Source organism: [Clostridium] ammoniilyticum, assembly GCF_025566905.1.
Classification (GTDB): domain Bacteria; phylum Bacillota_I; class Bacilli_A; order Erysipelotrichales; family Coprobacillaceae; genus Faecalibacillus; species Faecalibacillus intestinalis.
Genome location: NZ_JAOQJR010000005.1, coordinates 115897 through 139666, shown reverse-complemented (window position 1 = coordinate 139666; position 23770 = coordinate 115897). Strand labels below are relative to the sequence as shown.

The following is a 23770-nucleotide window of genomic DNA, read 5'->3' as shown; positions in this document are numbered from 1 at the left end:
AAACTTAATTATCAATTTCCCTTTTTAAAAAATAATAATAGATAATAGTAAAAAGCAGATCTTTTCCCTTCCCATGGATCTGTTTTTTTGTTGTAACAATAAAAATTGCATTGTAACAATCTAATTGTTACAATGCAAAAACTGATGTTACAATACTAAAATACCAATAAAATCAAATGATACACAACAAAAGAGGCAAGCCAGGCGATAAGGCATTGTCCAAAGACAACAATCAATGCCCATTTACCATTAAGTTCTCTTTTGATTGCAGCAATCGCTGCAATACAAGGTGTATAAAGTAAACAGAAAATAAGTAAAGATAAAGCAGCTGGTGTTGTAAGTGACATCAACAATGATTGGGTTGAACCATAAAGAATAGATAATGTCGAAACAACACTTTCCTTTGCCATAAAGCCTGAAATAAGGGCTGTTGAAATGCGCCAGTCACCAAATCCTAATGGATTAAAGATTGGAGCAATATATCCTGCAAGAATAGCAAGAATACTATCTTTAGATTCAGTTACAATATTAAATCTTAAATCAAATGTTTGTAAGAACCAAATAACGATGGTTGCGACAAAGATGACAGTAAAAGCGCGTTGTAAGAAATCTTTAGCTTTTTCCCATAATAATTGACAGACGTTTTTAGCACCTGGCATACGGTAGTTTGGAAGTTCCATGACAAAAGGAACAGGTTCACCTTTAAAAAGGGATCCTTTTAAAATCAAAGCAAAGATAATACCTGTTAAAATACCAAAAACATATAAGAAAATCATTACCAAAGCACCTTTGCCTGGAAAAAAGACAGAGGTAAAGAAAGCATAAATTGGTAGTTTTGCTGAACATGACATAAATGGTGTAAGAATAATTGTCATTTGTCGATCTCTTCTTGATGAAAGTGTACGACTTGCCATAACGCCAGGAACAGTACAACCAAAGCCAATCAACATTGGAACAATACTTCTTCCTGAAAGACCAATTTTTCTAAGGAGTTTATCCATAATAAAAGCAACACGAGCCATATAACCACTATCTTCTAAAATAGATAAGAAGAAAAATAAAGTAACAATAATTGGTAAGAAACTTAAAACAGTTCCTACCCCATTAAAAATCCCATCAATAATCAAAGAATGTAAAGCTACATTGATTTGTGCTTGGGTTAGAAGAGTATCAACATAATTTGTTACAATAGATACACCATTTTCTAAGATGCCTTGTAAAAAAGAACCAATAACATTAAAGGTCAAAAAGAAAACGATACCCATAATTCCAATAAATGCGGGAATACCTGTATATTTTCCAGTTAAAAATTGATCAATTTTCTGACTTCTTAATCTTTCTTTACTTTCATGAGGTTTCTTCACAGTTTGTCTACAAATATTAATGATTGAATGAAAACGATCACTGGCAATAGCAGCTGAACAATCAAGACTACTTTCTTCTTCAAGCTGTTTACGAATGTGTTCTAAAATTTCCTTTTCATTTTGACTTAAATCAAGTTGTTCTAATAAAAGAGAATCATTTTCTGCAAGTTTACTTGCTGCAAAACGTAAAGGAATTCTTGCTTTTTTTGCATGATCTTCAATAAGATGTTCAATTGCATTAATACAACGATCAAGAGCTTGATTATCAAAATGTTGTAAAAATTGAGGTTTTTCTTGATAATAAGCAACATGTAAAACATGACTGACGAGTTCATCAATACCTTCTCCTTTAGCGGCTGAAATAGGAACGACAGGAACTCCTAAATGTGCTTCTAATTCATTAATAAGAACGGTTCCCCCATTTCCTGACATTTCATCCATCATATTTAAAGCAACAACCATAGGCATATTGAGTTCTAATAGTTGCATTGTTAAATAAAGATTTCTTTCAATATTTGTTGCATCAACAATATTAATAATTGCTTTTGGTTTTTCTTTTAATAAGAAATTTCTAGTCACGATTTCTTCACTACTATAAGGTGACATTGAATAAATTCCTGGTAGATCCGTTATAAGGGTATTTTTATAGCCTTTAATTACACCATCTTTACGATCAACAGTGACTCCTGGAAAATTACCAACATGTTGATTAGAACCAGTTAGTTGATTAAATAAAGTTGTTTTACCACAGTTTTGATTACCAACTAAGGCAAAAGTAAGTAGATCACTTTCATGATAGATTTGGTGATTATTGATTTTATCGTAACTTGATTCACCATACCCTGGATGGTTTTTATTTTTAAAAATAATGTTTTCATTTTTTAACTCTTCTTTTTTAGTAATTTCTTTAACTTCTATTTTTTGAGCATCTTCTTTCCTTAAAGTAAGCTCAAAATCATGTATTTTAATTTCAATAGGATCCCCCATTGGTGCATATTTTACCATAGTTACTTCTACACCTTGGATAAGTCCCATATCTAAAAAGTGTTGTCTTAATGCTCCTGTTCCTCCTACAGAGACAATTACAGCACTTTTTCCTATAGCCAAATTATCTAATTTCATATTTTATCCCTTCTCTTTCTTTATAAGGGTAACTTTAAATAATAAGAAAAGCAATAAAATATATAATGTATACCCCTTTTTTTACATAATTATTCCATTTTATAGATTTACTTTTTCTTTATATTGAAGATGGAGGTAGAAAGTATGATAAAAAACGCACTTTTAAGTTTAAAGAAAAACATAGGAAAAACGATTTTATTATTTGTAATAATTGTTGTTATTACCAATCTCGTCATTGCTGGTTTATCCATTCAATCAGCAACACAAAAATCAATGGATCAAATTCGTAGTAGTTTAGGAAACGATGTAACTCTTTCTGTTGATTTTAGAAACATGATGAAAAATAGAGAACCAGGTGCAGCCGTAAGTAATGAGACATCATTAACAACAACCATGGCAGATAGTTTAAAAAATTTAAAGTATGTAGAAAGTTATAATTATCAAATATCTACATCAGCTGATAGTGATTCTATTTCAGCAGTAGAAAATAAATCGGATAATAGTAATAATCAGCAAGATACAAATAAGCCAAATGATCAATCAGAACAAGCTTCAAATCAAGGTGATTTTACGATCAGAGCTAATACTACAATGGAATATTTAGATTCATTTACAAACAGTAATTATACCTTAACAGATGGTCGTTTGCTTACAAGTGATGATGCAAATACAAATAACTGTGTCATTGAAACCAATCTTGCAAGTGATAATGATTTAAGTGTTGGTGATACTTTTACTATTACAACCACAGTTAATGATGAAACAATTATTCAAGAACTTACAATTGTAGGTATTTATGAAATTCAATCAACAAATGAAATTGGTGCTGCCCATTTCAATAATCCAGTAAACACGATTTATACTGATTTATCAGTTGGGCAAACACTTACTGGAAGTAGTGAAAACATTACATCAGCAATTTATTATTTAGATGATCCAGAAAATGCAGAAGCTTTTGTAGAACTTGCGAAAAAGAAAAGTGATATTGATTTTGATACATTCTCATTAGATGCCAATGATCGTCTTTATCAACAAAATGCTTCTTCTCTTGAAAGTATGCAATCATTCGCAAAGATGTTTGTATGGATCGTAGTGATTGCTGGTAGTGCAATTCTTTGTTTAATTTTAGCTCTAACAATTAGAAATAGATATTATGAAATTGGTGTTCTTTTATCACTTGGACAAAGTAAAGTTAAAATTATTGCTCAACAACTTATTGAAATAGGGTTAATTGCAGTAGTTGCTTTTGTGCTTTCTTTAGGTACAGGACAATTAACATCTCATTATATGGGTAATATGTTAGAAAGTGGTTCTTCTTCAAATGTCATGCAAATAGATCAAAAAGATGATCAACTAAATGATAATCAACAAAAAACTAATACACAAACAAAAGAAAATTTTCTAGGAAATATGATGGAAGGACCATCAAATCAAGAATTAGATGTTTCAATTACAGGTGAAAATATCGTTCAACTTGCCGGTGTTACAGCAGCAATCTGTATTGTTTCTATTGCTGTACCTGCAGCCTATGTATTAAGACTTACACCTAGACAAATCTTATCTAGAAAGGAAGGTTAAGATGGAAAAGTTATTAAAATTAGAAAATGTAAGCTATAGTTATCAAGATGGTAAAGAAAAAAATAAAATTTTAGAACATGTTTCTTATTCATTTGAAAAAGGTAAAATATATGCTGTTGTTGGTGCGAGTGGAAGTGGGAAAACAACAACCCTTTCCCTTTCATCTGGTTTAGATAAACCAGATGAGGGAAAAGTCTTATTCAAAGGAAAAGATATTCAAGAAATAGGTTTAAATAAATATCGTCGAGAAGATATCTCTATTGTCTTTCAATCATATAACCTCATTTACTATATGAATGCTTTAGAAAATGTTATGTCTGCTTTAGAAATTGCAGGGATCAAAAGAAAAGATAAAAAAGAATATTGTTTATCTATTCTTGAACAACTTGGACTTTCCAAAGATGAATGTAAAAGAGATATTCGACAACTATCTGGAGGACAACAGCAAAGAGTTGCGATTGCACGTGCTATTGCAAGAGAAGTCGATTTGATCCTCTGTGATGAACCCACAGGTAACCTTGATGAAAAGAATTCAATAGAGATCATGAATACTTTCTTAGATTTAGCACATATTCATCATAAATGTGTTATTTTGGTAACCCATTCACCTACTCTAGCAAAGATGTGTGATGTATCTTTAAAAATTAAAGAAGGAAAAATAGAAGCAAAACGTTAGAGCTTTGCTTCCAAATTGATTAAAAAATTTTAATTAATAAAAACACCTAAGAGAATAGTATCTTAGGTGTTTTTATTAATTTCCTTGAGGCGATAAATTGCGCAAATGTAAATATACAGTATTTTTTGAAATGTTTAATTCGTCTGCAATTTTTGGAACAGAATCTTTTATTTGAAAAATACCCCTATCATATAATTGAGAAATTATAGCCTTGTTTTTATTAGAATATGAAATTGAAGAATCTTCGTATACTTCGTTCTTTACATATTCCAAAGTAGATAAAATCATTTCATCTACGTTACTTGCAAAAGTTTCAGTAACAGATTTGATTTGTACTTCTTCTTGTTTTTTAGGAACATAAGATTGAATAAAATCGTTTAAACTAATATTCATATAATAGTTCATACATAATAATCCAATAATTCTATTATTTTCACCACGAATTGCAATAGTAGTACTTTTTAATGGTTCACCTTTAGCGTTTGTAGAAAAGTAAGTTTCACTTGATTCACCGCTATCTTTTAAACGACTAAGCATTTCTAACGCTTTGTCTGTAATAGGAGCCCCTATCTTACGGCCAGTATGTTCACCGTTTACTATATTTATGACTGAGTGTTCATAACTATCTAAGCTATGCAATACAATTTCATAACCATATCCTAAATATTTTTCTAAGCCTTCTAGTAGTGTACTGTAACTTTTTAAAATTTGTTGATCGATTAATGTAAGTTGAATTTCTTTGAATTTCATAGTTACCTCCAATACCTATTATAACATAAATTAAATAAATTTAAAATAAATAATGAAAAATATTTCATTTAATAAATATGTTTAATATAATTAAGTTAAAAATAAGCGCTATTATTTTATAAAATAGTAAAAAATAGTTTATAAAATTAAAGAAAGTTTATTGACTAAAATAAAATAACATATTACAATGTAATTGTGAAAAATATTTCATTAGAGAGAGGAGCTAAGAAAATGAATAGTGAAATTAAAACAAAAGAAGCCCCAGCAGCAATTGGGCCATATTCTCAAGGAATTATAGCTGGTGAATTTGCATTTGTTTCTGGACAAATTCCAGTTAATCCTAAAACAGGATGTGTGGAATCTGATAATATTGAAGGACAGGCTAAACAGTCTTTAGAAAATGTTAAAGCTGTTTTAGAAGAAGCTGGTTTTAAATTAAGCGATGTTGTTAAGACAACATGCTTTATTGCAGATATGAATGATTTTGCGACTTTCAATAAAGTATATAGTGAATATTTTAATGGAATGTGTCCAGCAAGATCTTGTGTGGCTGTTAAAGAACTTCCAAAACAAGTGCTTTGTGAGGTAGAAGTAATTGCTCATAAATAATAAAGAAAGAAAATAGGTGAAGAAATATGAAAATATTATTGATGTGCGGTGCCGGTGCTTCGAGTGGGTTCATGGCTCAAGCTATGCGTAAAGCCGCAAAAGAACAAGGATTAGATGATATTGATGTTATTGCAAGAAGCGAAGCTGAGATGACAAATAATCTAAAAGGAACAGACATTATTATGTTTGGACCACACTTAGCTTATAAGAAAGATGCTTTAGCAAAAGATTTAGAACAATATAATATTCCATTTGCTTTTATTGATAAAGATGCATATGGAGCTATTGATGGTGCAGCAACTTTAAAACAAGCAATGGATGTTTTAAAAGGTGCTAAACCACAAGAAGTAGAAAAAGAACCAGTAAAAGAAGTAGAAAAAAAAGAAGTTAAAGCTGACAAAAATGTTGAAAATCAAAAAGATTTTATGGGTTGGATTACAAATTCATTAGCACCTAAGTTAGATAAATTAACACAAAATGTTTATATTATGGCAATTCAACAATCAATCATGAGCATTTTACCAATGATTATGATTGGATCGGTATCTTCAATTGTTGGTGTATTTAGAAATTTTGAAGCATTGAGCTGGATTCCAGACATTTCACAATTGAATACTTTCTCATTTGGATTAATTGCTATTTTCTTAACAATATTAGTTCCAATGAAAGTATTAGAAAAAAAGGGAAATGAAAAATTAAAAATTTCCGCTATGTTATCAAGTTTAGCATTATTCTTTATTATCACTATACCAAATATTGCAGATGGTAATATTTCATTTGTAATGGATAAAATTGGTACTGGAGGTATGTTGACGGCTGTTGTTACTGCAGTATTTACTGCTTGGATTTTCAATGTAGCATCAAATCATTCAATGTTTAAAAAAGATACAGTTATGCCTGATATGGTTGTGGCTTGGATGGATGCACTTGTTCCAGTTACAATTACATTGGTTATTGGTTTAGTTATCATGAATACTGGATTTGATTTACCATTATTTATTCGTGGATTATTCTCTCCAATTTCAGCATTTGGTCAAACTTGGTTAGGATTAATTGCGATTACATTTTTTACATGTTTCTTATATTCATTTGGATTTACTTGGATTTTATTCCCAATTGCATGGGCAATTTGGATGGAAGGTATGGATGCTAATATGGCAGCTGTAGCTGCGGGACATGTTGCACAAAATATTAACTTAATGGAAACAGTTATGGGATTAACTTATATCGGTGGTCAAGGATGTACATTAGCATTAGTTATTATGTGTATGCGTTCTAAAGTAAAACGTTTAAAAGCTATTGGAAATGTATGTGTTTTACCAGCAATTTTCAATATTAATGAACCAATTGTTTTCGGTGCACCAGTAGTTTGGAACCCAATTTTAATGATTCCATTATGTTTAAACTCAATTGTCATTCCTAGCATCATGTATTTAGTTATGAGAATTGGATTAGTGCCTGTTCCTAGCGCACCAATGCAAATGTGGTATTTACCAAATATCATTCAAGGTTATTTAACAACAGGAAGTCTTGCTGGAGTTGTTTTAGTAATCGTATTGTTTATCGTTTCATGGTTTATTTGGTTACCATTCTTTAAAGTTTACGAAAAACAACAATATTTAGAAGAAAACAGTAAAAAATAAAATTAGAGTAGAAATGAGGGAATAAAATGAATTTAGAACACGCACAAACAGCAATGAAGATTATTTTACATGCAGGAGATGCTAGAGAAAAAACAATGGATGCTTTAAAAGCTTTGGATACATTTGATATAGAAAATGCAAAAGAATTATTAAAGCAAGCAAATGAAGCTATTGTACAAGCTCATCAAGTACAAACAGATGCTTTACAAGCAGAATCTCGTGGAGAAGAATTAGAATATTCAATATTATTCTCTCATGCACAAGATACATGTATGTGTGCAAGTAGTGAATTAAATGTAGCAATGCATTTAGTTGATTTGTTTGAAGTTATTGATACAAGATTTAAAAAATTAGAAAATAAATAATTACTTATTTGGCAGGAATATATTCCTGCCAAATTTAGAAGATAGGAGATGAATATATGTCATTTTTTGATGATGAAAATGTAAATTTAGATGTATTAAAAAGAAAAGCGTACAATTTGCGTTGGGCAGAAGTTGAGGAAGGAGTTATTCCATTAACAGCTGCAGATCCTGATTTTCCTTGTCCACCTATGGTAAAACAAGCAATGCTAGATTATATTTCTGATGGGTATTTTTCATACACACCAAAAACAGGATTTGATGATTTTAAAATTGCTTTATCGAATTATGTTAAAGATTTAAAGAATGAAAATATTCCAGCAAAAAATGTATTACCGGTAGATAGCGCAGCACGAGCAATGTATATTGTAGCAAAAGCATTTTTAAAACCTGGAGATGAAATGATTGTTTTTGATCCTTGTGATTTTTTATTTAGAGAATCATGCTTAGCAGCAGGAGCAACACCAGTATATTATTCTTGTGTAATTGATGAAAAAAATAGAAAAATGGATCTTTCTAAATTAGAAAGTTGTATTACTGATAAAACAAAAATGATAGGATTATGTAATCCACATAATCCTTATGGATTGACTTATACAAAAGAAGAATTAGATTATATTATGTCACTTTGTGAAAAATACGATCTTTATATTATGAATGATGAAATTTGGTCAGATATTGTTTATCCAGATGCAAAATTTGAAAGTATTTATTGTTTAGGAAATGAACGATGTCACCGAGTTATGTCTGTATTTGGTTACTCAAAAAGTTTTGGACTAGCAGGTCTTAGAGTGGGATGTGTTTATACTACAAATGATGATGCATTTGATAAATTGGTAGAAGCAAGTGATGTTATGTCTACTGCAGGAGGTGCAACTTCAATTTCTCAAGTAGCTGCCATTGCGGCAATGAATGATTCTAGAGACTGGGGAAAAGAATTTATAAAACATTTAACAGAAAATAGAGATTATGCGGTAAACTTTATTAATAACAATATTCCTCAATTACATGCATATAGACCTAAAGCAACTTATTTATTATATGTAGATATTAAAGATTTAAACTGTACAGCAGTTGAATTAGTTGATTTCTTAAAGAAAGAAGTTAAGCTTTCAGTTGTTCCAGGAGGACATAATTATTTTGGTGATCAATCTGAAGGACATGTTCGAATTTGTATAGCTACAAGTAAAGGAATATTACATGAAGGATTAAATCGTTTAAAATTTGGCGTAGAAAAATTTGTTAGTCAGAAAGGATAATGCTTATGAATAATAATGAATTCCCAAAAGGCTTTTTATGGGGAGGTGCAACAGCAGCTTACCAATGTGAAGGAGCATGGAATGAAGATGGAAAAGGATTTGCGATAACTGATTTATTAACAGCAGGAACACGTAGAAATCCTAGAAAATTAACAATGAAAGAAGAATCAGGAGTTTATTATCCTGCAAAAATAGGTATTGATCATTACCATCGTTATAAAGAAGATATTAAATTATTTGCTGAAATGGGATTTAAAGTCTATAGAATGTCAGTTTCATGGGCGAGAATTTTCCCAAATGGAGATGATGAAAAACCAAATCAAAAGGGATTAGATTTTTATAGAGATGTATTTAATGAATGTCACAAATATGGAATAGAACCATTAGTATCAATTATGCATCATGATACACCAATGGCATTAGCTATTAAACAAGATGGTTGGTTATGTAAAGATACAATTGGTGCTTATGTTAAGTATGCTAAAACTTTATTTAATGAATATAAAGGTTTAGTTCATTATTGGATTACATTTAATGAAATTAATATGACAATGAACTATTTTGGTGATGTTTATGGTGCAGGTATCTTATCAAATCAAACAACGGTAATTGATATTAATAATGTAAGTGATGATTCAATGTCTAAAGAAAAACAAAATAAACGTTTTGCGGCATTACATAACCAATTTTTAGCTAGTGCTTTAGTGGTTAAAGCAGGACATGAAATTGATCCATCAAATAAAATTGGTTGTATGATAGCATCGGATGCACATTATCCATATTCTTGTAATCCAATTAATATTTTAGCTGCACAAAACTCAATGCGTAAACTATGGTATTGTGGAGATGTGCAAGTAAGAGGTGAATACTCTTACTTTACAAAAAGCTTCTTAAAAGAAAAAGGTGTAACACTAGAAATCACAGAACAAGATAAAAAAATTCTCAAAGAAGGAACTGTGGACTTCTATTCATTAAGTTACTATACTTCTGGAACAGATTGCTTAGATCAAAAAGTTGATACAGATTCAGGAAACTTTAATTTAGGAGCTGCAAATCCCTATTTAAAAAAATCAGAATGGGGTTGGGCTTTTGATCCTGATGGATTACGTTGGGTATTAAATGAAATTTATGGACGTTATCATATACCATTATTTATTGCAGAAAATGGATTGGGTGCAATTGATGAAGTGAGTGAAGATGGTAAAGTTCATGATCCTTATCGTATTGAATATTTAAAAGCACATACAAAAGCAATGAAACAAGCGATTGATGATGGTGTAGACTTATTTGGTTATACTTGGTGGGGACCTATTGATTTAGTAAGTGCTTCAACAGGAGAAATGAAAAAACGTTATGGGTTCATTTATGTAGATTTGGATAATGCTGGAAATGGAACGTTAGAAAGACAAAGAAAAGACTCATTCTATTATTATAAAAAATTAATTGAATCGAATGGAGCGTGTGTTTTTGATGAATAAAAAAGCAATTTGTTTTAAGACGATTGAAACACATACTTTAGGAGAACCTACACGTATTGTTACTGAAGGTTTTCCTAAGCATAAAGCAAAATCTATGATGGAATATAAAGAGTATTTAGAAAATAATTATGATTAATATCGATCAGCACTTATGTGTGAACCTAGAGGTCATAAAGATATGGTTGGAGCACTTCTAGTAGAACCAATTTCTAAGGAAGCGGATATAGGTGTCATTTACATGGATGCCAACCGATGGATAAATATGTGTGGGTATGCTACTATCGGAGTATCTATGACATTGGTTAATGAAAATCTAGTTAAAGTTGTAGAACCTGTAACTCATTTAACTTTAGAAATGCCAGCTGGACTTATTCATGTAGATGTAGAAGTTGAAGATGGAAAGACAAAAAGTGTTTCTTTTGAAAATATTCCTTCTTTCTTATTTGAAGAAAATTGTCTCGTAAATAATATCCACTTTGATATTAGTTATTCAGGATCATTTTTTGATTTGGTAGATGCTGATCAATTAGACATAGAAATCAATATTAATAATGCAAATAAATTTAAAGAACTTGGAGTAAATTTATTGAGACAAATTAACGAAAAATATGATGTGAAGCACCCTACTTTACCGATAAATCGAGTGGTTAATGTAGAATTTTATCATAAGACAGATGATGGACAAAAAAATATTGTTATTAGTGAAGAAGGCATGATTGATCGTTCCCCATGTGGTACAGGAACTTGTGCAAAACTTGCATATATGTATAACACAAATAAATTAAAGTTAAATGAAACATTTATTAATCAAAGCTTTACCGGGGTTTCTTTTAAAGAAAGAGTAATAGAAGAAACTAAAATAGATAAATATAAAGCTATTATACCAAGTATTACGGGAGTAGCCTATATTGATGGATATAGTACATTTTTAATAGATGAAGATGATCCGTTAAAATATGGATTTGTTATTAATTAACATGATGAAAATGTGATTTTCCTTCCTTGTATACATTAACATTTTAATTGTTTAATATAATCAAATCTTTAAAAAAAAGAGAGAAATTTTTAAAATGGACCCTGTAAAACGGACACAAGAAAAAAGTACTTTGGTGCTTAGTCCTGTTTTACAGGGCTTTTATTTTGTGTATTATGATTATTAGAGAAATGGTGGTGTATTTATGGGATTTAATTATTTGACAGATGAACAGCTTAGTTTATCAGAAGAAAATCCCTATGTAATAAAAGCATAACCTATTCAGAAGAATTTAAAGAACTTCTGCTTGAATTGGATTGATTATCAAAATAGGATGCAGCCAATAGAGATATTTAAAAAATATGGATTTGATCCCTATGCTTTGGGATTAAGAAGACGAAATAATTTTACGAATCGTTAAAAAGGCTGTAAGAGAAGATGGCTTCAAAGACACAAGAAGCAAAAATTGTAGTAGACCATCTACCAAAGACTTATCTTTAGAAGAACAACTGGAATAAGAACAAAGTTCTCCAACAGGAGAATGATTTTTTTAAAAGAGTGAGATCTATCAACAGAAAACAAATTACAAAACAATTGAAAAACAAACAGTAAGAGAAAAATATGAACTTATTGATAGAACGTTAAATTCACCAAAAAATGTATTAACAGTGTCATATATTTGTGAAAAAGAACAGAACATAGAAATATGTCTGTCCTTAACTTAATGATATTTCTTTACAGCTTTTTTATTCTCGCATTGGCACAAGTTTTCTGACAATATGATGACATGGATAATTGACATAATATGATGTGTTGGAAAAACCTACTAAATGACTATTTCTAGAGCTTGATAGATTTTCAAATAACTCCTTTATTAAAAAAGATGATATATAATTATAAACGTAATCCTTTAATATCTTTAATACGTGAGAGAATAATATTACAACTACAACTAGTAACCCCTGGTAATGTATCAATAGTAGCATGTAAGAAATGTTCCATTTCACTATTAGAAGCAGCAACAGCATGTACATGTAATTTGTTTTTTCCTGTAACACGATAAATTTGAGTAACAATATTATTTTGGTTTAATATGTCTATAACATCAGTAAACGAATTTGACAATGTTTCAATTTCAAAATAGCAAGATATAGCGCCACTGATTTTTTGAGGATTGATAATTGTTGTATATTCTTCAATAACCCCTTTTTTTTCTAATGCTTGAATTCTAGCTTTTACAGCAACTCTAGAAATCCCTACCTCTTTTCCAATATCAGAGTAAGAAAGACGTGCATTTTTTATTAATAATTGAACAATTTTTTGATCTAATTCATCAAGTCCATTTAAATACATAATCATTCCTCCGTTAATCATTTATTTAATACTATCATGCTCCGTATTATAAGTAAATCTTTTAAAAATTAGAGATATTGACTGAAAATAAATAATTGATTATAATACTTACGAAACGTAAGATAAATATTACGAAAGGAATACAAAAAGATGAATAGAGATTTAACAAAAGGTTCAGTTTTAAAGTCAATGCTTCTTTTTTCAATTCCAATGATTTTAGGTGATTTACTTCAACAATGTTATAACATTGTTGATACATTGATTGTTGGTCAATTTCTCGGTAAAAATGCTCTAGCAAGTGTTGGCTCATCGTTTACCTTAATGACATTTATAACATCTATAATCCTTGGTTTATGTATGGGAAGTGGAGCGTTGTTTTCAATTAGATATGGACAAAAAGATGAAAAAGGATTACGAGAAGATGTATGTGCATCATTTTTCTTTATTGCACTCATCACGTTTATACTAACAGTAATATCCTATATTTTTCTTAATCAGCTTTCTGTTTTTTTACATGTTCCGCATGAAGTGTGGGGAGATATGAAAGGCTATCTTATTGTTATTTTTATAGGAATACCAGCTATTTTTTTATATAACTATTTTGCTTCTTATTTAAGAGCGATTGGTAATTCAATGATTCCACTTATATTTTTAGCTATTTCGGCAATACTTAATATTGTATTAGATTTATTTTTTGTAATTGTATTAAAATTAGGAGTTGAAGGTGCAGCTATTGCTACGATGATTTCCCAATATCTTTCAGGTATTGGCATCAGTATTTACTCACTTATAAAAAATATACAAGTACGAGCAATTATGAAATTACAATATTTTCATTTAAAGAGGGTTCATAAAGTGATTTCGTTTTCAGTTCTTACATGTATTCAACAATCAGTAATGAATTTAGGTATTTTAATGGTACAAGGGTTAGTGAATAGTTTTGGAACTGTAGTTATGGCAGCATTTGCTGCTGCTGTTAAAATAGATGCTTTTGCATATATGCCAGTACAAGATTTTGGAAATGCATTTTCTACTTTTATTGCTCAAAACTATGGTGCAAAAGAAAAAATGCGTATTCAATCAGGATTAAAATCAGCAGTTTGTCTTTCTATGGGATTTTGCATGATTATTTCAACTATTGTATGTATTTTTGCTAAAGATTTAATGACTATTTTTATAGAAGCAAAAGAAACAGAAATTATTATGGAAGGTGTCAAGTATTTAAAAATTGAAGGTGCCTTTTATTGTGGAATTGGTTGTTTGTTTTTGTTGTATGGTTTGTATCGTGCTTTAGGTAAACCTGGTATGAGTGTCGTTCTTACAATATTTTCTTTAGGGACACGTGTTGTGTTAGCTTATGTTTTATCAGCAATTCCAGCGATTGGTGTTACTGGTATTTGGTGGTCTGTTCCTATTGGATGGGCACTTGCAGATTTAATAGGATTAATTTATTATAGGTGTAAAAAAAAGGAATTGCTTTCTTTTAATATTTAGGGGATTATTTATGAACAACAAATGTGTTTTATTAAATGCAAAAAAAATGAATTTTGATAGAAAATTAGATTTATCAATACTATCATCTGATTTAACAGTATACGATGAAACGACAATTTCCAGATTCTATAAAATTAATTTGTGAAGCTGGAACAGGTTATAACAATATAGATCTTGATGCGGCAAAGGAAAAGAAAATTACTGTTTGTAATATTCCATCTTATAGTTCAAAGCGTGTTGCTCATACTGCAATCATGATAACTTTATTCATAATTTACAAGTCCCTCATGTTGAAGTTAATGGTAAAACGTTAGGTGTTGTAGGAGTTGGGCATATTGGGAAAAATGTGATTAAAATTGCACAGGCGTTAGATATTGTTAAAAAATGGCTTGCTCAAGGGCGTGAGTTAGATAAAGATTACTTAGCAAAAGATCTTGGTAACTACATAAAAATGCTTGAGCACAGTTGAAACCTTGGTTATGTAATTCTCTTACTTTTTCTTCTCTTTGACTCATCACCCTCACCTCACATCCATTAGTTTATTGATTTTAAAAAGTTTTGAAATATAAAAAAATGTAAACGGAGAGACATTTACATTTTCTGATTTATTATTTAATTTTTTTGTAAATAGAATTTACATCAAACACAAATACATAAAATAAAGTCCATAACATAAAAGCATAATGATTCCACAAGGTTTCCTTAATTCTTGATGTTTCATTGTACCAAACCAGAGAACTAATCCAGCTATTACTGCAATCATAGAATCGATCATAAACTTACTTTCAAAAGGAACACTACAAATAAGAGATGTTGTTCCAATAACAAAAAGAATATTAAAAATATTGCTTCCTACAATATTGCCTATCGCAATTCCTGCATTACCACGTTTTGCAGCTGTTACTGAAGTGACGAGTTCAGGAAGTGATGTTCCAAAAGCAACAATTGTTAAACCAATAAATCGTTCACTCATACCAAAATAACGAGCAATGGCACTGGCCCCACTTACCGCAAAGTCACTTCCTTTAACAACAAGGATTCCTCCAATGAGAATAAAGAGAAGACATTTCCAAACGGGAATATCTTTTTCTTCTTCTTGAGTTTCACTATTTCTTGCCATGATAAATAGATAAACAAGATAAGCAATAAAAAGAATCCAAAGGAAAACACCTTCAATAAAATTAATTTTCATATCTGTCATACCAAAGATCATGAGGATGATTGTTATAAAAATCATAAAGGGAATTTCATAACGGATGGTTGATTTTTGTATTTTTACATTGGTGATCAAGGCTGTAATACCTAAAATAATAAAAATATTTAAGATATTACTACCTACCACATTTCCAATAGTAATCCCTGCATTTTGTTGCATGGCAGCCGTAATACTTACAGCAGCTTCAGGCATACTTGTTCCCATAGCAACAATTGTAAGACCAATGATTAGTTGGGGAATACCCATTTTTCTAGCAATACTTGCCGCCCCGTCTACAAACCAATCAGCTCCTTTTACTAGAAAAATAAAACCTACTAATAAAATAATAATTTGTTGAATCATAACGATTACTCCTTCCTTTTATTTTGCAGTAGGTATAAAAAAAGCGGACTCCTACTGCATTGCAGTAAAAGTCTCGCTATTCAATCACTTTCCGAGTTATAAATTTTATAACTGTACTGACGAAGAAGTGAACCAAGTGCTTGGCAAGCTACTCCCTTTTATGAAATTTATTCTATCAAATAATATTTATTTAAGCAACTTTAAATTAATTTTAAATATTTAAAGGCATTGTATAAACCATCTTCATTTACATCATCAGTAATATAATCAGCGGCTTCTTTAATTTCAGAACCACCATTACCCATCGCAACATTATAAGCGCAACATTCAAACATCGACAAGTCAATTTTAGCATCACCAAAAGAAATCGTATCTTTAGGATCAGCATGTAAATAATCTAATAGGACTTCAATAGCATGTCTTTTAGTAATACCTGTAGGTCCTAAATCACCAAATAATGCAACTTCTCCTTTACCTCCCCAAGTATTCGCAACTAAATGAGGGAAGTCTACTTTAGAATCTAAATGGTCTTGATATGTTCTTAAAATGAAACTGATTTTATTAACATCGTCACGGTATAACTCATCTCCTTGTAAATGAATGAAACCATTAATAAAATGTTGAGCAGAACTTTTGGCATTCTCTAAGCTTGCTCCTTTACCTTTGGCGTATTTTACCATGGTTTCAGGTCCTTGTTCTAACATATAATCATTACAATACATACCACTATTAGCTTCTAAATAAAAACCAATATGTCTTTCATTACACCAATCAACAATATTTTTTACATCTTCTTTAGACAAACCTTGATGCATTACAACATGATTATTATCTTCAACATAAGCACCATTTCCACCAATCATTCCATCTAAATCACATAAATTTCTTTGTAAGATTTCTGCTTTTGAACATCCTGTACAAATATAAACTTTATGGCCATTAGCTCTAGCTTGATCAACAGCTTTTGCAGCTGAAGCAGGTAATTTTGCTTCATAATCAATTAATGTTCCATCGACATCTAAAAATACAATTTTACTCATACCTTTCTCCTTTTTATATTAATTTTAAATATTTAAAAGCATTATAAAGTCCGTCTTCATTTACATCATTGGTAATATAATCAGCGGCTTCTTTGATTTCTGGTCCGCCATTACCCATCGCGATATTGAAACCACAACATTCAAACATAGACAAATCTACTTTGGCATCACCAAAAGAAATGGCATCTTCTTTATCCACTTTTAAATAATCCAACAACACTTCAATGGCATGTTTTTTTATTAATTCCTGTAGGACCTAAGTCACTAAATAAAGCAAGGTCTCCTTTATCTCCCCAAGTATTATGTGCTAAATGAGGAAAGGCAGTAATTGCATCTAAATGATCTTGATCATCACGAATAATAAAGTCTATTTTATTAACATCTTCACGATAAAATTCATCTCCATGAATTAATGTAAAAGAATCAATAAAACTTTTTGCCTTTTCTGTTGCATTTGAAAGATCTGCACCTTTACCTTGACCGTATTTAATCATTACAGCTGGTCCATCTTTAATCATTTGATCATTACAATAAACCCCACTATTTGTTTCTAAGTAAAAAGCAAGATTTCTTTCTTGACACCAATGAACCACCTTTTTTACTTCTTCTAAAGGCATTGCTTGATGCATAATAACATGATCATGATCTTCTACATAAGTACCATTTTCTAAAATCATCCCATCTAACTCACATAGATTTCTTTGTAAGATTTCATCTTTAGAACAACCTGTACAAATATAGACTTTATGGCCATGAACTCTGTCTTAATCAACAGCTTTTCTTGCTGAATCAGGTAACTTTGTTTCATAGACAATTAAAGTTCCATCAACATCTAAAAATACAATTTTACTCATAACGCTCTCCTTTGTATATATTCTATTGTACTAAAAGAAGAACATAAAATATAGTTTTTTCATTATTAGATAGAAATAAAAATATGCCTTAATAAGTATGATATCTAACATGAATTGGCAAATAAGATTACCAAAGATAGAAGAGCGTTAATCCTTAATAAGTATGATATCTAACAAAAAATTAATTAAAAACTTTATGAACAAACCTATTGCGTTAATCCTTAATAAGTATGATATCTAACAAGATATTTTAGATAGGTATGAGGTGATTGAAAATGGCGTTAATCCTTAATAAGTATGATATCTAACTTGAAAGCTGCAGGTATTAGAGCAATCAAAACAGTAGCGCGTTAATCCTTAATAAGTATGATATCTAACGAGAGAATGTTGAGATTAATAAATATATCACATAAAGGCGTTAATCCTTAATAAGTATGATATCTAACAAGTGTAGAGGACGTGTTTAGAAATGGAAAATAAATCAAGCGTTAATCCTTAATAAGTATGATATCTAACTGAATTATTGAAATATTATATTGAACATGGTTATCAATAGCGTTAATCCTTAATAAGTATGATATCTAACACGAAATAATTAGCGAAAAATTAATCAAGAACCATTAGCGTTAATCCTTAATAAGTATGATATCTAACATATTCAAAAGGCGACAAATGAATTGTCTGATAAAAGCGTTAATCCTTAATAAGTATGATATCTAACTGATCAGGATGATACTTATTTAATTCTGATGGACTAGCGTTAATCCTTAATAAGTATGATATCTAACTAATCAAGAAAAGTTTATTGATGAAGAACGAGGACTTTAGCGTTAATCCTTAATAAGTATGATATCTAACTGGAATAATCGAAAATGTAACTGACCATGATTATATTAGCGTTAATCCTTAATAAGTATGATATCTAACGCTTTTCTTATCATTATCGCATACCCTCGCGATAATGGCGTTAATCCTTAATAAGTATGATATCTAACTCGTGAATCGAATACATTTAAAGCAATCAATAGAGATTGGCGTTAATCCTTAATAAGTATGATATCTAACTTAAATGACAAAATTGTCGAATTAAATCATTTTCCTGCGTTAATCCTTAATAAGTATGATATCTAACAGAAAGATGATCTATACGTTGAGATTAGATAAGGAGAAAGGCGTTAATCCTTAATAAGTATGATATCTAACAGAAAGAATTGAAAATAGACAATCATATTATGAAAATGGCGTTAATCCTTAATAAGTATGATATCTAACAAATAGATAACATAATTATAATCCTCATGTTACCTATTGCGTTAATCCTTAATAAGTATGATATCTAACAAGAAATTTGAAGAACAAGTTGAAGCACAATTCAATGCTTGCGTTAATCCTTAATAAGTATGATATCTAACAAGAAATACAAAGAAGCTTTAGAAAACTTCATAGAAGAGCGTTAATCCTTAATAAGTATGATATCTAACATTAAATTATTTACATCTTCACACTACAATTATCACGCGTTAATCCTTAATAAGTATGATATCTAACAGAAAATGAAAAAACAAGTAACAATTAAAGTAGTAGAAAGCGTTAATCCTTAATAAGTATGATATCTAACTAGAAAAAATTTTACGTTAGACGATTTTCTAAAAATTCGCGTTAATCCTTAATAAGTATGATATCTAACAATGAAATATTAACATATTTAATGAATAATATAAATTGATTTGTTAATATACTAAAAATATGTAAAAATAAGAAGAAAAATGATTAAAAATATCGACTATCTATCAAAAATATAAGTTTTTTGTAATAGAATTCTTATAGTAATTAGGGGATAGTCGATATTAATCTATTATGAAACGTGTTTTATCAATAGATTTACCGATTTCTTGTTTCTTAATCATTTTAGAATTATATGAATAATAGATTGCAACATGATCATCATCTGTAATGATTTTTTCTAACTCTTTAGTTAATTTTTTATATGTTGCTGGTGTAAGTTCACCTTCAAATACAGATTCCTGAACATGAAAAAGATATCTTCTTAACAACTTCATAAACTTTGGACAGTTCTTGCTTTTTACATCATAAGTACAAATTATATACATTTTACCACTTCATAATATATGGTTTGTAATCATTTGATTCATTAGCGATGTAATTAGAAAGCAAGTGAACTTCACGAGATATAAGATTTCTATATGAATAGTATCTATTATTTATTTTGATTGTTTTCAAAAGATAATTTTCATATTTTTCAACAAAGAATTTAACACCTTCTTTGTTGAGATAACATCTATCACTTTTGTAATCAAAATATTCATCTTTTAATAATTTATGTCTACAAAGACTAAGAACAAGTCTATCAACCAATACTGGTTTTAATATATCGGCTAAATCAAATTGTAAAGATTCACTACATTTAGTTAAACTGTGAACAAATGAAATTTGTGAGTAAAGACGACTCCTATCTGTAACAGATATATAATTAGCATAAAGTAAAGAATATCCATAGCTCAATAAAGCATTTATCTCATTTTGAGGAGGATTCTTTGTTCTTTTTATAAAATGATACTTTTCTTTTTCTAGAATAATATCAAAACTATTAAAATATATTTTCTTTGCTTGAGCTTCTAATAATAGAAGCTCATTTACGGATTTATTTTTACATTCTTTGATAATAGATTCTATTTCAATAATATTGTCTAGTAAAGGAAACAGTTTTTTATTATAATATTTCAACAGTGCTAAACAATTTTTTAATGATGAGATAATCATAGTTCTTGCTATATGATTTCGTATCATTTCATTTTCAAAAGCATAAATTTGATTGACTAATATTTTTCCATCTAGATATTGTTTAGGTGTAAATTTTCCAATATATTGACCATAAAAATTAAAAAATAAAATAACTATATTATGTTTATTTAATAATGATAAAGTACGTTTATTTATTGAAATTTCTCCAAAACAAATAAGCGTATCTATTTGTTCAATAGGAATGTAATTTACATAATCTTTTTTATCTTTTAATATTAAGGAATAATCTTTACATAGTAATCGACCACTTTTATAAAGATATATTACTTTTTTCATGAGCAATATCTATCATGCCAAAACCACATGAATTCTTACTTGAAAGCCCACAGTTATAAATAAGTGATAATGTTTCAAAATTTGTTTCAATTTCTAATTTTGTCATAAAACATTCATAGAAGCAGTTTTTAAATTTCATCATTCTTCTTTTTTCATATATTATATAATCAATTTTAAATACTAATTCTTTTATTGGATAATGGTAAGCAAGGCACTTATCTTGAATATTGTTAATAATAAAATTAAGACTTTCTTTATCTGAAGGTCTGTAATATGTTGAATAATTATCTTTTGTTGAATAGATAAGCATAGGGGATAATGTTTCAATGCATATTTTTTTTGTTCCAATAAAAGGTTGTAAATTAAGAATAGATATATTTTTAATTTTTACTTGTTGTTTATTAATTAATAATGAATCATTTAAAAGAAGTGTTTTATATACATGTTTTAAAAATTCTTCATCTAAAGAACTAATATAGAAATAAAAATCACTATCAAAAATTAAATATTTGTTTTCAATTTTATATTTTCCAAATAGTTGACTAAATGTAAAACATTTAAATATTTTTTTATCATAATGATATCCATCATTATGATAAAAATCTCCTAATTTATCCTTAGATAATAATGAATAAATAACACCTTGTAGAATGCTTTGATAACTCATAGGAACCTTAAAATTATTATAAGATAATTGTATTTTAAGTCTCAAGTTTTCCACCTCCTATAAAATTGAAATTTCCAATGCCGATATATAAAATATCTAATGGTATATTAATGTTTTCATTAAATAATATTTGATATGTAAATCCTCTAGGTACTATTTTCTTTGTTTTAAATTGAATACCTTCTTGTTGACTATGCTTAATATTTTTAATATCTATCATACAATTAGATAAATTATTGTATTGAGTTAAATAACGTTTGTTGTAATAATTGATCATTTGATTATATTCATCAATAAAATCAGTCGTTTTAATGCAAGAAGAAATCATCATATGATTTAAACTGATATTTTTTTGATTACAATCTATCATGTTTATATTTTTTAAATAAAAGAAATATCCTTGAATTTTTTGATTAAGATAGGATTGAAAAAAGAGTTTAAGATAATTTATATGTTTAGTATCTTCACCAATTATAAAAAATGATATTTTTAATATTCCTTCTTTTTGAAAAATAGCTTGTGTAAAAATAGAATTTTCTATTAAAATATTAGGATAATATTTAAAATTTTCCCCAGTGCAATGATAATAATAACACTCTTTAGAAAGAGGACAGGAGCAACATTTTTGGTCTACTACAAAACAATTCAATTTATATAAAAAGTTGATATATTGTTTATAGATAAATAAATTAATATTTTGATAAAAAAGTGCTCCTTGTGGTAAAATAAGCTCTATTTCAATTTTCTTCATAGGGTTCAACCTTAATAAATCCTGGTAGATAACATTCACTATCATATTTAAAAATAATTCTTGTTTTAGGCATAGTATCTGCTTTAGGAGAATTCTTTTTCCCTAATCTAATTGGAGCGAATAAGCTGAAATTATTATCATAAAATTCATAAAAATTTTTTTTAATAAATATAGAGATTGATTTATAAAAGTAATTCGTACTATTTCCTATTCGCAAATAACATATATCTTTATTGTCAAAAGATATAGTATTTAAAAAATTTATGATTTGATCTCTTCCTTCAAAATCTGATTCTTTGAAATAATCAAATTGATCTTCAATAAAATATTTTTTATCATCTTTTATTACAGTTCGAAAATAATTTCTACAAGCAATAATTATATTTCTTTTATTAAAAAATATACGTAACTTTTTAATTATTTCTTTGTTGCTATATTTATTTAAAAATACTTTTTGTCTAGTTTGATCTATCATAAATAGATTAGTCTTTTTTTCTTGTAAGTTATCAATACATTCAAATTTACTAAATTCTTGGGATTTTTTATGATTATTATTTTTCATGTTTAAACGATCACTATCACAAAGAATCATAGTATCAAAAAATATATCTTCACAACAAATACAAGAAGAAAATAATTTAAATATCTCTTCAAAATCTTTTCCAAAAAGATAAGACAATAGTTCTTTTTCAAAGTTTTTAGATAAATTTCTATTAAAATTAATAAGAAATTCTTTTATTTTTTCTTTATTATCATTTAATAGATTAAATATAATGGCATTCATAATTGCACCCTTTATACTGCTACCTGGTATATAGGGTTTATTTAATGATTTGACTTGCTCAGTGACATCTTTAGAAAAAGGTTTAAATTTATAAAATAAGAAGTACTGAGGTTTTAATTGATTATAATTTATATAATTATTAAATAGCTTGATAATATCTTTTTTACCATTATTACTAGCATTATCTGGTTGTAATTCTAATAATTTTTGAGGTGGAATAAATTGTAATAAATCTTCTATTCTATAACAATTAAAGTGATCATTTTTATCAGGATGATATAAGAAACAAGCATTTTTATTGCCTGATGATATATGAACAGGTGTTAATATAGATATTTTATAAGTCATGTTTTTAA

At 28.7% G+C, this 23770-nt stretch carries 25 protein-coding genes, 1 pseudogene and 1 CRISPR repeat array; of the genes and pseudogenes, 13 read left to right on the top strand and 13 right to left on the bottom strand.

What is annotated here, in order from left to right; translation table 11 throughout:
* Positions 1-155 precede the first annotated feature (155 nt).
* On the bottom strand, positions 156-2486 hold the full coding sequence (gene feoB, locus OCV55_RS06680; protein WP_147580166.1) for a ferrous iron transport protein B: 2331 nt from the start codon (positions 2484-2486) through the stop codon (positions 156-158).
* A gap of 144 nt (positions 2487-2630) precedes the next feature.
* On the opposite strand from feoB, the gene OCV55_RS06675 reads away from it, so the two are divergent.
* Both OCV55_RS06675 and OCV55_RS06670 read left to right on the top strand, forming a co-directional pair.
* Positions 2631-4064: an ABC transporter permease gene (locus OCV55_RS06675; protein WP_147580165.1), complete on the top strand. Its 1434-nt coding sequence runs from the start codon at positions 2631-2633 to the stop codon at positions 4062-4064.
* A gap of 1 nt (position 4065) precedes the next feature.
* Positions 4066-4740, top strand: coding sequence for an ABC transporter ATP-binding protein (locus OCV55_RS06670; RefSeq protein WP_147580164.1), 675 nt, complete (start codon positions 4066-4068; stop codon positions 4738-4740).
* A 75-nt stretch (positions 4741-4815) separates the two neighbouring features.
* Here OCV55_RS06670 and OCV55_RS06665 read toward each other — a convergent pair whose 3' ends face one another.
* Positions 4816-5490, bottom strand: a complete 675-nt coding sequence (locus OCV55_RS06665; RefSeq protein WP_032091063.1) for a helix-turn-helix transcriptional regulator — start codon at positions 5488-5490, stop codon at positions 4816-4818.
* Between the two features lie 231 nt (positions 5491-5721).
* On the opposite strand from OCV55_RS06665, the gene OCV55_RS06660 reads away from it, so the two are divergent.
* From OCV55_RS06660 to OCV55_RS06635, 7 genes are read left to right on the top strand one after another with little or no spacing between them, the layout of a single operon-like run.
* On the top strand, positions 5722-6099 hold the full coding sequence (locus OCV55_RS06660) for a RidA family protein (protein WP_032091062.1): 378 nt from the start codon (positions 5722-5724) through the stop codon (positions 6097-6099).
* 26 nt (positions 6100-6125) lie between these two features.
* On the top strand, positions 6126-7742 hold the full coding sequence (locus OCV55_RS06655; protein WP_147580163.1) for a PTS transporter subunit EIIC: 1617 nt from the start codon (positions 6126-6128) through the stop codon (positions 7740-7742).
* Between the two features lie 26 nt (positions 7743-7768).
* Positions 7769-8107, top strand: a complete 339-nt coding sequence (locus OCV55_RS06650; protein ID WP_147580162.1) for a PTS lactose/cellobiose transporter subunit IIA — start codon at positions 7769-7771, stop codon at positions 8105-8107.
* Positions 8108-8163: 56 nt separating this feature from the next.
* A complete protein-coding gene (locus OCV55_RS06645) occupies positions 8164-9363 on the top strand; it encodes a pyridoxal phosphate-dependent aminotransferase (RefSeq protein ID WP_147580161.1) in 1200 nt (399 codons plus the stop codon).
* 5 nt (positions 9364-9368) lie between these two features.
* Positions 9369-10841: a glycoside hydrolase family 1 protein gene (locus tag OCV55_RS06640; RefSeq protein ID WP_147580160.1), complete on the top strand. Its 1473-nt coding sequence runs from the start codon at positions 9369-9371 to the stop codon at positions 10839-10841.
* Positions 10834-10977, top strand: coding sequence for a proline racemase family protein (locus OCV55_RS13965; protein ID WP_317233022.1), 144 nt, complete (start codon positions 10834-10836; stop codon positions 10975-10977). The genes OCV55_RS06640 and OCV55_RS13965 overlap by 8 nt, the downstream gene beginning before the upstream one ends.
* A 15-nt stretch (positions 10978-10992) precedes the next feature.
* Positions 10993-11817, top strand: coding sequence for a proline racemase family protein (locus OCV55_RS06635; protein ID WP_317233021.1), 825 nt, complete (start codon positions 10993-10995; stop codon positions 11815-11817).
* 891 nt (positions 11818-12708) lie between these two features.
* Here the strand turns inward: OCV55_RS06635 and OCV55_RS06630 are convergent.
* Positions 12709-13167, bottom strand: a complete 459-nt coding sequence (locus OCV55_RS06630; RefSeq protein ID WP_147580159.1) for an Lrp/AsnC family transcriptional regulator — start codon at positions 13165-13167, stop codon at positions 12709-12711.
* 150 nt (positions 13168-13317) lie between these two features.
* On the opposite strand from OCV55_RS06630, the gene OCV55_RS06625 reads away from it, so the two are divergent.
* The 4 genes and pseudogenes from OCV55_RS06625 to OCV55_RS14200 all read left to right on the top strand — a co-directional run.
* Entirely contained in the window at positions 13318-14661 is a 1344-nt protein-coding gene (locus OCV55_RS06625; RefSeq protein WP_147580158.1) for an MATE family efflux transporter, read from the top strand.
* Positions 14662-14671: 10 nt separating this feature from the next.
* Positions 14672-14806 carry a hypothetical protein gene (locus OCV55_RS13960; protein ID WP_317233023.1) on the top strand — a complete coding sequence of 45 codons (135 nt, stop codon included), beginning with the start codon at positions 14672-14674 and terminating at the stop codon, positions 14804-14806.
* Positions 14766-14975, top strand: coding sequence for a hypothetical protein (locus OCV55_RS13955; protein ID WP_317233020.1), 210 nt, complete (start codon positions 14766-14768; stop codon positions 14973-14975). Before OCV55_RS13960 ends, OCV55_RS13955 begins: the two co-directional genes overlap by 41 nt.
* Positions 14942-15025, top strand: a pseudogene (locus tag OCV55_RS14200) (NAD(P)-dependent oxidoreductase); the annotation flags it as partial. The gene OCV55_RS13955 and the pseudogene OCV55_RS14200, both read left to right, overlap by 34 nt.
* Before the next feature lie 13 nt (positions 15026-15038).
* Here OCV55_RS14200 and OCV55_RS06615 read toward each other — a convergent pair.
* The 10 genes from OCV55_RS06615 to csm5 all read right to left on the bottom strand — a co-directional run bounded on the left by OCV55_RS06615 (position 15039) and on the right by csm5 (position 23762).
* Complete coding sequence (locus tag OCV55_RS06615; protein WP_167693749.1) at positions 15039-15176, bottom strand: hypothetical protein; 138 nt, start codon at positions 15174-15176, stop codon at positions 15039-15041.
* Between the two features lie 119 nt (positions 15177-15295).
* Positions 15296-16219, bottom strand: a complete 924-nt coding sequence (locus OCV55_RS06610; RefSeq protein ID WP_147580157.1) for a calcium/sodium antiporter — start codon at positions 16217-16219, stop codon at positions 15296-15298.
* A gap of 200 nt (positions 16220-16419) precedes the next feature.
* Positions 16420-17259: an HAD family hydrolase gene (locus OCV55_RS06605; protein ID WP_119364250.1), complete on the bottom strand. Its 840-nt coding sequence runs from the start codon at positions 17257-17259 to the stop codon at positions 16420-16422.
* Between the two features lie 13 nt (positions 17260-17272).
* Complete coding sequence (locus tag OCV55_RS06600; protein ID WP_267309848.1) at positions 17273-17473, bottom strand: HAD hydrolase family protein; 201 nt, start codon at positions 17471-17473, stop codon at positions 17273-17275.
* Between the two features lie 7 nt (positions 17474-17480).
* A complete protein-coding gene (locus OCV55_RS06595; protein ID WP_267309855.1) occupies positions 17481-17969 on the bottom strand; it encodes an HAD hydrolase family protein in 489 nt (162 codons plus the stop codon).
* Positions 17970-18191: 222 nt separating this feature from the next.
* A CRISPR array of direct repeats spans positions 18192-19800; the repeat unit is 31 nt; unit sequence GCGTTAATCCTTAATAAGTATGATATCTAAC.
* A 160-nt stretch (positions 19801-19960) separates the two neighbouring features.
* Positions 19961-20224: a CRISPR-associated endonuclease Cas2 gene (gene cas2 / locus OCV55_RS06590; RefSeq protein WP_147580156.1), complete on the bottom strand. Its 264-nt coding sequence runs from the start codon at positions 20222-20224 to the stop codon at positions 19961-19963.
* A gap of 1 nt (position 20225) precedes the next feature.
* Complete coding sequence (gene cas1 / locus OCV55_RS06585) at positions 20226-21212, bottom strand: CRISPR-associated endonuclease Cas1 (protein ID WP_147580155.1); 987 nt, start codon at positions 21210-21212, stop codon at positions 20226-20228.
* Entirely contained in the window at positions 21187-21924 is a 738-nt protein-coding gene (cas6, locus tag OCV55_RS06580; protein WP_147580154.1) for a CRISPR-associated endoribonuclease Cas6, read from the bottom strand. Before cas6 ends, cas1 begins: the two co-directional genes overlap by 26 nt.
* Positions 21914-22630 (bottom strand): hypothetical protein, encoded by a 717-nt coding sequence (locus tag OCV55_RS06575; protein WP_147580153.1) that lies wholly within the window; start codon positions 22628-22630, stop codon positions 21914-21916. Before OCV55_RS06575 ends, cas6 begins: the two co-directional genes overlap by 11 nt.
* The gene (gene csm5 / locus OCV55_RS06570; protein WP_022002452.1) at positions 22617-23762 is read right to left on the bottom strand and encodes a type III-A CRISPR-associated RAMP protein Csm5; all 1146 of its coding nucleotides are present in this window, start codon (positions 23760-23762) and stop codon (positions 22617-22619) included. Before csm5 ends, OCV55_RS06575 begins: the two co-directional genes overlap by 14 nt.
* Positions 23763-23770: the final 8 nt, after the last annotated feature.